Below are 11,834 nucleotides of genomic sequence, written 5' to 3' on the forward strand. Positions count from 1 at the left end.
TCTACTTTTGCAGTCCAAAATCACGCAATTTAGATTGTTTGAACTTCGAAAAAAAGAAAGATACATGGCAAAGAATTTAGTAATTGTAGAGTCGCCAGCTAAGGCAAAAACGATTGAAAAGTTTCTCGGAAAAAACTTTCAAGTAGAGTCTAGTTATGGTCATATCGCAGATTTACCTTCCAAAGAATTAGGAATTGATGTTGACGGAAATTTTAGTCCAAAATATATTGTTTCTGACGATAAGAAGGCAATTGTAAAAAAATTGAAAGCTTTAGCAAAAAAGGCCGACATGGTCTGGTTGGCAAGTGATGAGGATCGAGAGGGAGAAGCAATTGCATGGCATTTAAAAGAACAATTAGATTTACAGGAAGCCAATACCAAACGGATTGTCTTTCATGAGATTACCAAAAATGCAATTTTAAAAGCAGTAGAAAATCCAAGAGATATAGACTACAATATGGTCAACGCACAACAAGCGCGTAGAGTTTTAGATCGCTTGGTTGGGTACGAATTATCTCCAGTTTTATGGCGCAAAGTCAAAGGAGGGTTATCGGCAGGAAGAGTACAATCTGTTGCAGTTCGTTTGATTGTTGAAAGAGAAAGAAGTATTCAAGAATTTAAAACGGAAGCACATTATAAGGTCATTGCAGAATTTTCGAATGTAGAAGGAAAAAAGTTTAAAGCAACCATTCCAAAGAATTTCAATACAAAAAAAGCTGCAGAAGATTTTTTAAATTCTTGTGCAAAGGCTGATTTTTCTATTGCTGATCTAACAAAGAAACCCGCAAAGAAATCTCCAGCGGCTCCTTTTACAACGTCAACATTACAGCAAGAAGCTTCAAGGAAACTAGGATTTCCAGTTGCTAAAACCATGCAAGTTGCACAACGATTGTATGAAGCGGGTTTGATTACTTATATGAGAACAGATAGTGTCAATTTATCTGTAGATGCAAGAAATGCTGCCGAGGAAGAAATTACCAATTATTACGGAAAAGAATTTAGTAAACAACGTGTTTTTAAGTCGAAATCAAAAGGAGCTCAAGAAGCCCATGAAGCCATTCGACCTACCAATATGAAAATGCATACGGTGGATACCGAATATGATCAAAACAGGTTGTATGATTTGATTTGGAAACGAACCTTGGCCTCTCAAATGAGTGATGCTCTCTTGGAACGCACCAATGTAAAAATAGAAAATACTGCCAACGAAAAAATCTTCACAGCCAATGGAGAAATGATCAAGTTTGAAGGATTTTTGAAAGTGTATTTAGAGGGCACAGATAACGAAGATGAGGAACAAGCTGGAATGTTACCAAACCTAAAAGCGAAGGATCCGTTGACGTATACCTTTATCAATGCAACAGAACGATTTACGAGTCCTCCTTACCGATTTACAGAAGCTTCTCTGGTAAAGCAATTAGAAGAATTGGGAATTGGACGCCCTTCCACTTATGCACCAACAATTTCTACTGTACAACGTAGAGGATATGTCGACAAAGGGCAAAATGAAGGTATAGAAAGAAATTATCAACAATTAGTATTGTCAGAGGGAGCTGTAAAAACACAAACATTAACAGAGAGAACAGGATCTGATAAAAACAAATTAGTTCCTACAGATATTGGAAATATTGTCAATGATTTTTTGGTGGCAAACTTTTCAACTATTTTAGATTTTGGGTTTACTGCCAAAGTAGAATCTTCTTTTGATGATATTTCTGAAGGGGAAGAGAATTGGACAGAAATGATCAAAACTTTTTATGGAGAGTTTCATGAAACAGTTGAACATGTGAAAGAAAATGCAGAAAGAGAAAGTGGAGAACGAATTTTAGGGAAACACCCTGTTTCTGGAAAAACAGTCTTAGTTAGATTAGGAAAATTTGGAGCCATCGCACAAATTGGAGCACCTGAAGACGAAGAAAAGTCATTTGCAAGTTTAAATGTAGATCAAAACCTCGGAACCATCACTTTAGAAGAGGCTTTAGAGTTGTTTTTATTGCCAAAAACTTTAGGTGTTTATGAAGGAGAAGAAGTGATTGTTTCCAATGGACGTTTTGGTCCCTATATCCGTTTTGGAAGTTTATTTGTATCTTTAGAAAAAGGAGAGAATCCGATGGAGGTTGATTTACAAAGAGCCCAAGAACTAATTGTTGCAAAACAACAAGCAGATGCTCCTATTGCATTTTATGAAGAGCTACCCGTTCAAAAAGGAGTGGGACGTTTTGGACCTTTTATCAAATGGAATTCTATTTTTATCAACGTTAGTAAAAAATATGATTTTGACAATCTAAGCAATGAAGATATAATTGAATTGATTGAGGTTAAAAAACAGAAAGAAATTGATAAAGTAATTCACAACTGGGAAGATGAGGGGATTCGAGTAGAGAAAGCAAGGTGGGGGAGATTCAACGTTTTAAAAGGAAAAATTAAAATAGAACTTCCTAAAACTACAGACATCGAAAAGCTTTCAAAAGAAGACGCTGTTAAAATGATTGCCGCAAAAATGCCCAAGAAAAAAGTAGTAAAAAAGAAAACAGCAACCAAAAAAGCAGCAAAAAAGAAATAATTTGCAAGTATCTTGTATCTTTGTTTTTCAAAATAATATATGAATACAGACTTTTTATCTCCTGTAAAAGATTCACTTGTAGCACAATTGGTGTTGCAGTCCGCCTTGTCTTTGGGTAAAAAAGTCAAAATTCATTCTCATAAGGAAGGTGTTCCTGATTTAGAGAATGTTCAAATTGCGATTTTAGGAGTACAGGAAGATCGCAATTCTCAAGATAATTTTGGTTGTGGAGAACATTTAGATTGTATTCGTAAAAAGTTATATCAATTGTTTCTGGAAATTGGCATACAGGGATTGTTGATTTAGGAAATGTATTGAAAGGAAATGCGGTTTCCGACACCTATTTTGCAGTATCAGAAATTATCACTTCCCTACTAAAGAAAAATATTATCCCTGTGATTATTGGTGGTGGACAAGATATTACTTACGTGAATTATAGAGCCTACGACGCTTTAGAACAAACCGTAAATATTACCGCTGTTGACAGTCGATTCGATTTAGGAAGCTTAGAGGATGAGTTGACTTCGCAGTCGTATTTGAGTAAGATAATTATGCAAGAACCCAATAATTTATTCAATTATTGCAATGTTGGGTATCAAACTTTTTTGAATTCTCAAGAGGAGATTCAACTTTTAGATCAGCTGTTTTTTGATGCTCACAGATTGGGAGAAGCGAAGGATCTAGAAAGTATTGAACCCGCATTTAGAAATGCAGATATTGTTTCTATTGATATTGGTGCGGTACGACAAAGTGAGGCCCCTGCAAATAACAATGCCTCACCCAATGGTTTTTATGGAGATGAAATTTGTGCGATTTCTCGCTATGCAGGCATTAGTGATAAGGTTTCTTCTTTTGGGATTTACGAGTACAATTCTCAATATGATACCAACCAGCAAACAGCACATTTAATTGCACAAATGATTTGGTATTTTATTGAAGGGGTCAACGCTAGAGCCGAAGACTACCCTTTTACAAGAAAAGAAGATTACCAAAAATTTACCGTTTTATTAGAAGATGATGATCCGCTCACTTTTTATAAGAGCCATAAAACGGGAAGATGGTGGATCGAGATAAAAATTTTATCAGATAATAAATACAAAAGGCATGCGTTAATACCATGTACTCATCAAGATTATATAGATGCCACCAAAGAGATTATTCCTCAAAAGTGGTACAAATCGATGCGAAAATTAATAGAATAAAAGAAATGATGATTACGTTAAAAAATCACTGTAAGATTGTTTTTTAACAAAAAATACGATAGGTTTACAAACTTTTTAGTCAAGATATTTTACAATATGAAGAAAGTAGCAATATTTGCACTCTTAATAACAGTTTTTTATAGTTGCGGATCTAATGATAGAGGTGAGCTTGTAGGTGTAAAAGCGAAGAAAAAATGGTTTTCGGAAAAACCTTATGGAATGACTTTAATTCCAGGCGGATCTTTTACCATGGGGAAGCAGGACGAAGATATCATAGGAAAACTCACAACACCTCCAAAAACGGTAACTGTTCGCCCCTATTATATGGACGAAACAGAAATCACAAATAATGAATACAAACAATTTGTGGTTTGGGTTCGAGATTCTGTTACACGAACAAAATTAGCCAATCAGCAGGAGTTCGCTGCAATGTCTGCAACACCTGCCCCTGACGGAGACGCTTTGTCTGGAGGAATTCACGATTATGCATATGCAACCGCAGATACTGTCAACGCGACTGCCTATCAAAAATACATGTTTGAAAATTACTACGAATTTGACACTATTAAGCCTTTAAACTGGGAGCAAGATCTTGTTTGGGATCGGGAAGATTTTCCAGATATCGATTATGTAGAAGTGATGGATTCTCTTTTTATTTCTAGAGAGAACGCAGTAGGAGGTGTCAGAACATTTAACACAAAGTTTTTAAAATACAGATACTCTTGGTTTGATAAAAACAAAGCTGCAAAAGAAGGAGGAGACCGCAAGGACTTTGTAGTTAAAGAAGAAATACTTATTTATCCAGACACAACGGTATGGATCAAAGATTTCAATTATTCCTACAACGATGCCATGCATCAAGATTATTTTTATCATCCATCCTATGGAGATTATCCAGTAGTTGGCGTTACTTGGGGACAAGCAACTGCATTTTGTAATTGGAGAACCAAAAATAAAAACGATTATTTAAAAACCAAAAAATCAGCATCTGTGCCTGTATTTAGATTGCCTACAGAAGCAGAATGGGAATATGCAGCCCGTGGTGGATTGGAATTTGCAACCTATCCTTGGGGTAGTGGAAGCGCAACAAGTGATCAAGGATGTTTCTTAGCAAACTTCAAACCTGTTCGAGGAAACTACGCTGTAGATGGCGCCTTGTATACCATGGAAGCAAAATCGTTTAATGCAAACGATTACGGCTTGTACAACATGGCTGGGAATGTCTCTGAATGGACCAATACTGCTTATAACTTATCTTCTTACTACATGGCTTCAACAATGAATCCAAATGTGGAAGATCGAGAAAATAAACGTAAAATTATCCGTGGAGGATCTTGGAAAGACGTTGCGTATTTTTTAGAAGTAAGTACCAGAGATTTTGAATATGCAGACACTGCAAGGAGTTATATTGGTTTTAGAACCGTGCAAGATTTTATCGGAGATATCAACAAATAAATTATAAAAACCCCCAACAAATATTAAAGTAAAGTATTATGGCACAGTCAAAAGTTTATAAAAAAAGAATGAATTTCGTTTATGGAATGGGAGCAGCAATTGTTATTATTGGCGCTTTATTTAAAATTCAACATCTATCCTTTGGTTTTATAACTGGAGGGGTAATGTTGACCATTGGTTTGGTTGTAGAAGCCTTGGTTTTTGCCATTTCTGCATTTGATCCACCAGAAGAAGATTTGGATTGGTCAAAAGTATATCCAGAATTAAACGGAGGTCCTGCCTCAGAAAAAGGACAAGATGTTGAAGGGATGTTGTCTCAAAAATTAGACAGCTTATTGGCAGAAGCTCATATTGATTCAAAATTGATGGAGAGTTTAGGAACCAGTATGAAAAACTTTCAAGGTGCTGCAGAAGGATTGTCTGCTGCTGCAGAGTCTATTTCGGCGACAAACAAATACAACGAGCAAGTTTCTATGGCTGCAACTCAAATGGAATCCCTAAATGGGTTGTATAAAGTTCAAGTCGAGAGCTCAAACCTACAAGCGGAATTAAATTCATCCGTAGTAGAAAATACAGAAAAGTTAAAAGAACAAATGGATTCTTTAGCGAAAAACTTGGCTTCACTGAATGGAGTTTATGGAGGAATGCTTTCTGCAATGTCAAACAAATAATAATTAGTTCAACGAAAAATCGAACCTAAATTAAAAACTATTTAGAATGGCAGGAGGAAAAATGTCGGCAAGACAAAAAATGATTAACTTGATGTACTTGGTGTTTATTGCAATGTTGGCAATGAACATGAGTAAGGAGGTGTTGTCAGCTTTTGGATATACCAATCAGAAATTGGAAGAGAATAATATATCCATTACAAATAAAAATAATGCAGCCTACGCAAATTTACAAACCAAGGCTTCCGAACAAGCAGCAAAGTTTGGTGAATTGAACGCAAAAGCGGTGCAAATTAGGAAATATTCAAACGAGTTTTACCTTTACCTAGAGGATTTGAAGACCCGAATGCTTTCTGAAATTGAAGATAAGACTGATTATGAGTCCATGGATAAGACGGACTGGTTGGATGCTTATTTTTTTAAAGGAGACGGATATACACCAGAAGGGCAAACTTTTTTAGACCAAATAAATGGTTATAAGGAAAATCTTATAAAGTTGGGACTTAAGAATGAATTTGTAGCATCCCTACAAAGTCGGTTCAATACTGATGATGTTAAAAGAGGAAAGGAACAAACGCAAAAATTCTTAAATGCAAGATATGAAGGTTTTCCAATGATTGCTTCTTTGACAAATTTTACGCAGTTACAAACAGATATTAGAAATACCGAAAGTGATATTGTTTCTGATTTGTTAGGCGGGCAATTGGAAAGTGATAGTAAATTGACGGGGAGTAATTATAAGGGAATTGTCTCTTTGAATAAGACGGCCTATTTTTCAGGTGAAAAAATTAAGGGTCAAGTTGTTTTAGGGAGGTATGATTCTAATTTGGTACCAACAAAAGTTACTCTAAACGGGAAAGATATTACAAGTAGTGTTCAAAATGGACAAGTGATGTTAGACCTTCCTGCTGGAAATGTTGGAGAAAAAACACTGAAAGGGGTTATTTATTTCATACAAGATGGTAAAGAAGAACCGATTCCTTTTGAAAGCAACTACTCTGTTATAGCAGAACCAAGCAGCGCTGTTGTGTCTGCAGATAAAATGAATGTAGTCTATAGAGGTATCGACAACCCAATTTCTGTTTCGTTGCTAGGAGTCGCTGCAAAAGATTTAAAGGTTTCAACTTCAGGGGGAGTGTTAACAAAAACAGGAACCTCTTATGTTTTGAAACCCGGTTCTGCAGCAATTGCCAAAATAACAGTGAATGCAAAATTAAGTAGTGGTAAAAATGTTCTTTCAAATTCAGAATTCAGAGTGAAAGAGATTCCTGCTGCACAAGGAGTGATTAGAGGCGAATTTGGAAAGTTAAGTTTGCTAGGAGCAAGTATTCCAAACATAACGGTAGGTGCGGGACTTCCCGATTTCCTATTTGATTTAAAATTGGTAGTAACCAGTTTTAAAGTTGGAGTGCCTTAGTCAATTTGCCGTTGATGTAGAAGGGGCTACCATGTCATCTGCTGCAAAAAATTTGATATCCAAAGCTAGAAAAGGAGACTTAATTAGTATTTACGACATCAAAGCAAAAATTATAGGCAATAATTATAAATTGAAAAGAGTATTACCCATAATTATTGAAGTATCCAATTAGGAGTAAAAAAAACCAATATGTACAAAAACTTTTTAATCATCATTTTTTCATTCGCAACGTTGGGTGTTGCACATGCGCAAGCGAATTTGTTGTCAGCTCAAAAAGCATCTGATATTGGAAAAATAACAGATGCGCAAATAGCTGCTGACAATGATGGCCCGATTCCTTATGGGTATGTAGATGATAGAGATGTTTTATGGTCTAAAGTAGTTTGGGAAGTGATTGATTTAAAACAGAAAATTAATCTTCCACTTTATTTTCCAAAAGACACTTCCAGAATTTCTACTGATAGAAGATCTTTATTTGATACTCTATTAAAAGGAATACGACAAGGCAAAATTACAGAAGTGTATGAAGATTCGTATTTTAAAAAGAAATTCACAAAAAGTGAAGTGGAGGACCGTATTAATTATGTTCGTGAATATACAGGGAAAGATGGAAATCAATATAAAGATTCCTATTATGTAAAAACAGAAGAGGTTACGGAGTTTATGATCAAAGGAATGTGGTTTTTTGACAAGCGACAGGGAGAATTAAAATATCGATTATTAGCAATTGCACCGATGGCTGCCGATGTCAAAAAGAAAGGAACCATTGCCGAAGATGCGAAAGAAACCTTAGAATTGTTTTGGGTATTCTTTCCAGATGCTCGCGAAGTATTGCATCGTTCAAAAGTATACAATCCTCAAAACTCTACTCAACCCATCTCATTTGACCATTTGTTAAATGCCCGAAGATTTAGCGGGACGATTGTAAGAGAAGAAAATATCTATGGGAATAGAGCCATTGCAGATTATATTCGCGGGAATTCTTTGTTCCAGCTTTTAGAAGCCGATAAAATCAAAGAAGACATCCGTAACAAAGAAATTGACATGTGGAATTATTAATGTTCTAAGGAAAGATTCATAAAAGCGTTCTAAACATTACTTGGAACGCTTTTTTTCGTAAAAAAAACTATTTTTGAATGGTACAAGTAGATTATATTCTTGTTGGTTTAGGGCTTGCAGGTTTGGCCTTTGTGGAGGAATTGCTAGAAGCAAATAAGAGCTTTATTGTTTTTGAAAACAATTCCCAAACTTCTTCTTTAGTTGCTGGTGGAGTATACAATCCAGTAATTTTAAAACGATTTTCACCTGTTTGGAATGCCAAAGAGCAGTTGGCAGTTGCCCTTCCTTTTTATGAAAAGTTAGAAAAAAAATTCAACACAAAATTTGATGAAAAGTTTGTGACCAAAAAGGCCTTTAAGTCTATCGCTGATCAAAACAATTGGTTTTCATCCATGGACAAGCCTACAGTAGCGCCTTATTTAGATCTCAAATTAGATACGCATACCTACTGGGGCGTTTTGGGAGATTTTCATTTTGGAAACGTCAAGGAAACGGGTAGGATTGATACCTATTCATTGATACAGACCTACAGAACGTATTTGGAAGAAAATAACTGGATGAGATTGGAAAAATTCAACCATGAAGAAATTGTTTTTGAGGAAGATTTCGTTCAGTACCAAGAATTGAAAGCAAAGAATATCGTATTTGCAGAAGGTTTTGGAATCAAACAGAATCCCTATTTTGATCACTTACCGCTCGAGGAGGCCAAAGGAGAAACGATTGTTATTCATGCCCCAGAATTAGAAATTGATTTTTTGCTAAAGTCGACCCTGTTTGTCATGCCTTTAGGCAATAAGCATTATAAAGTAGGTGCGACCTTCAATTCTACAGATAAAACATCAGAACCTTCTGAGGAAGGAAAAGAAGAACTGGTAGAAAAATTGAAAAAAGTAATTGCGGTTCCGTATACAATTGTTAGTCAAACAGCAGGAATACGACCCACTGTAAAGGACAGAAAGCCCATGATTGGTATTCATCCCGAGCATTCGCGATTAGCAGTCTTAAACGGGCTCGGAACACGGGGTGTGATGATTGGCCCTTCCGTAGCAAAAAATTTGTTTCATCATATAGAAGAGGGGCAAGAAATCGATTCAGAGACCGATATTAAACGCTTCAGAAAATAGCCAGCTATGCCTCGTAGCTAATAAATAAGTTAATCCACAAGATTCTTGACAATCGCAAGTTGATTGGAGCCAACAAAAACAGTGCACCAACAATAGCCGCGAAGGATTGAAGTAATGATAGGTTAAAAAGAAGTGTCCCGATTAAAAAAGTAACAATTGAAATTCCAACGGTGATTCCGTAATTCACATACATGGCTCCATAAAAAAAGGAAGGTTCCAACATGTATTTGAGATTACATTTCGAGCAATTGGAGTCAATTTTAGTTACTTTTGAGGGGTTGAATGTGAAAGGATATTTAAAAAAATTACCTTCTTGGCACTGAGGACATTTCCCCTTCAAAATGCTAAATAATTTTGTCCCTTTTTTAACCATCGTAACTCTATTTTTTTGAGTAGCTTTGCGCCTTACAAATTTACAAAATTTTCATGTTAAACGTACACAATTTGACGGTTTCCTTTATGGGGACAGACTTATTTTCTGGAATTACTTTTAAACTAAATAAGGGCGATAGAATTGGCCTTATTGGTAAAAATGGTGCAGGAAAATCAACCCTATTAAAAGTCTTGTCGAAAGATATCGAAACAAGTGGTGGAACCATGGCTTTTGATAAAGATATCCGCATGGGATTTTTACGTCAGGACATCGATTTTGTAGAAGGAAGGACCATTTTAGAAGAAGCCTATCAGGCATTTGTAGAGATCAAAGAAATCGAAGCAAACCTCGAAGCCATTAATGAACAATTAGTTACAAGAACTGATTATGAAAGTGAAGCATACAGTCAGTTAATCATCGATTTAACAGACTTAACAGAGCGATATGAACTGCTAGGAGGGTACAATTATCAGGGAGATACCGAAAAAATCTTACAAGGATTGGGCTTTCAAAGAGAAGATTTTGACAAGCTGACCGACACCTTTTCTGGGGGTTGGAGAATGCGTATTGAATTGGCAAAATTGTTATTGCAAAACAACGATATTTTGTTATTGGATGAGCCGACCAATCACTTAGATATCGAATCGATTATCTGGTTAGAAAATTTTCTGAAAGGCTATTCAGGGGCTATTGTGCTGGTTTCGCATGACAAAATGTTCTTAGACAACGTAACGAACAGAACCATAGAAATTTCTTTAGGTCAAATTTACGATTATAAAAAGCCCTATTCAGAGTTCTTATTGTTGCGAGGAGAAATCAAAGAAAAACAACTTCAAGCTCAGAAAAATCAGGAGAAAGAAATTAAGCAAAAGCAACATCTAATCAACAAATTTAAAGCAAAAGCGAGTAAGGCTTCGATGGCGCAATCCTTAATGAAGCAGCTAGATAAAGTTGAATTGATTGAAGTAGATCAAGATGACAATCAGGCAATGAATTTGCGTTTTGCGATATCTAAAGAGCCGGGTCGAATTATTGTCGAGGCTGAAAATTTATCGAAAAGTTATGGAGACAAACACGTATTGTCTAATGTTGATTTATTAATTGAGCGCAACAGCAAAATTGCTTTTGTAGGTCAAAATGGACAAGGAAAATCTACTTTAGCGAAAATGATGGTTGGTGATATTCCTTTTGAAGGGACTCTCAAACTAGGTCATAATGTTGAGGTTGGATATTTTGCACAGAATCAATCAGAGCATTTACCTCCAGAAAAAACAGTCTTAGAAATCATGGAAGATGCCGCTACTGATAGTAATAGAATGCGTGTCCGTGATATGTTAGGGTCATTTTTGTTTGGTGGTGATGCGGTTGATAAAAAAGCAAAAGTATTATCAGGAGGTGAGAGAAATCGATTGGCATTGTGTAAATTATTATTGGCACCCTTCAATGTGTTAATCATGGATGAGCCCACAAATCACTTAGACATTGCCTCTAAAAATGTTTTAAAAGAAGCCCTAAAACAATTCAACGGAACCTTAATTGTGGTTTCGCATGATCGGGATTTCTTACAAGGATTGACGTCTACCGTTTACGGATTTAAAGATAAAGAAATCAAAGAATACCTTGGAGATATTGATTATTTCTTAGAACAACACAAAATTGAAAACCTTCGAGAAGCAGAAAAAAGAACGGTGGTAAAGGTTGAAAAAACACCTCAAAAAAAAGAAGCTCAGCAACTCTCTAGAGATCAAGAAAAAGAGTTAAAAAAACTCAACAACAAGCTCTCTAAGATCGAAACAGATATTGCCGATTTAGAAATTGAAATTGAGAAAATTGATTTAGAGCTGGCAGAGAATTATGAGGCAGTTGCTGCAAGACCGAACTTTTTTGAAACCTACAAAAGAAAGAAAGCAACCTTGGATGCTTTGATGTCGGATTGGGAAAAAGTAGAAGCTCAGATTTCAAACTTTTCCTAG

At 35.8% G+C, this 11,834-nt stretch carries 9 protein-coding genes and 1 pseudogene; 9 read left to right on the forward strand and 1 reads right to left on the reverse strand.

The genetic code is table 11. The features are described from left to right. The first annotated feature begins 64 nt into the window (after window positions 1-64). The 8 genes and pseudogenes from topA to RRF69_RS06325 all read left to right on the forward strand — a co-directional run bounded on the left by topA (window position 65) and on the right by RRF69_RS06325 (window position 9,488). On the forward strand, window positions 65-2,563 hold the full coding sequence (gene topA, locus RRF69_RS06290; protein WP_316938994.1) for a type I DNA topoisomerase: 2,499 nt from the start codon (window positions 65-67) through the stop codon (window positions 2,561-2,563). Between the two features lie 39 nt (window positions 2,564-2,602). Continuing rightward, window positions 2,603-3,765: pseudogene (locus RRF69_RS06295) on the forward strand (formimidoylglutamase). 96 nt (window positions 3,766-3,861) lie between these two features. After that, window positions 3,862-5,220 (forward strand): gliding motility lipoprotein GldK, encoded by a 1,359-nt coding sequence (gene gldK, locus RRF69_RS06300; RefSeq protein ID WP_316938995.1) that lies wholly within the window; start codon window positions 3,862-3,864, stop codon window positions 5,218-5,220. A gap of 38 nt (window positions 5,221-5,258) precedes the next feature. Beyond that, a complete protein-coding gene (gene gldL / locus RRF69_RS06305) occupies window positions 5,259-5,891 on the forward strand; it encodes a gliding motility protein GldL (protein ID WP_316938996.1) in 633 nt (210 codons plus the stop codon). 46 nt (window positions 5,892-5,937) lie between these two features. Then, complete coding sequence (gene gldM, locus RRF69_RS06310) at window positions 5,938-7,305, forward strand: gliding motility protein GldM (RefSeq protein ID WP_316938997.1); 1,368 nt, start codon at window positions 5,938-5,940, stop codon at window positions 7,303-7,305. Further along, complete coding sequence (locus RRF69_RS06315) at window positions 7,292-7,477, forward strand: GldM family protein (protein WP_316938998.1); 186 nt, start codon at window positions 7,292-7,294, stop codon at window positions 7,475-7,477. Before gldM ends, RRF69_RS06315 begins: the two co-directional genes overlap by 14 nt. A 17-nt stretch (window positions 7,478-7,494) precedes the next feature. Continuing rightward, entirely contained in the window at window positions 7,495-8,364 is an 870-nt protein-coding gene (gene gldN / locus RRF69_RS06320) for a gliding motility protein GldN (protein WP_316938999.1), read from the forward strand. Between the two features lie 77 nt (window positions 8,365-8,441). Further along, window positions 8,442-9,488, forward strand: a complete 1,047-nt coding sequence (locus RRF69_RS06325; protein ID WP_316939000.1) for an FAD-binding oxidoreductase — start codon at window positions 8,442-8,444, stop codon at window positions 9,486-9,488. Between the two features lie 4 nt (window positions 9,489-9,492). On the opposite strand, the gene RRF69_RS06330 is transcribed toward RRF69_RS06325, so the two are convergent. Continuing rightward, on the reverse strand, window positions 9,493-9,711 hold the full coding sequence (locus RRF69_RS06330; protein WP_316939001.1) for a hypothetical protein: 219 nt from the start codon (window positions 9,709-9,711) through the stop codon (window positions 9,493-9,495). 203 nt (window positions 9,712-9,914) lie between these two features. On the opposite strand from RRF69_RS06330, the gene RRF69_RS06335 reads away from it, so the two are divergent. After that, on the forward strand, window positions 9,915-11,834 hold the full coding sequence (locus RRF69_RS06335; RefSeq protein ID WP_316939002.1) for an ABC-F family ATP-binding cassette domain-containing protein: 1,920 nt from the start codon (window positions 9,915-9,917) through the stop codon (window positions 11,832-11,834).

This window comes from Polaribacter sp. HL-MS24 (assembly GCF_032758595.1).
Taxonomy (GTDB): Bacteria; Bacteroidota; Bacteroidia; order Flavobacteriales; family Flavobacteriaceae; genus Polaribacter.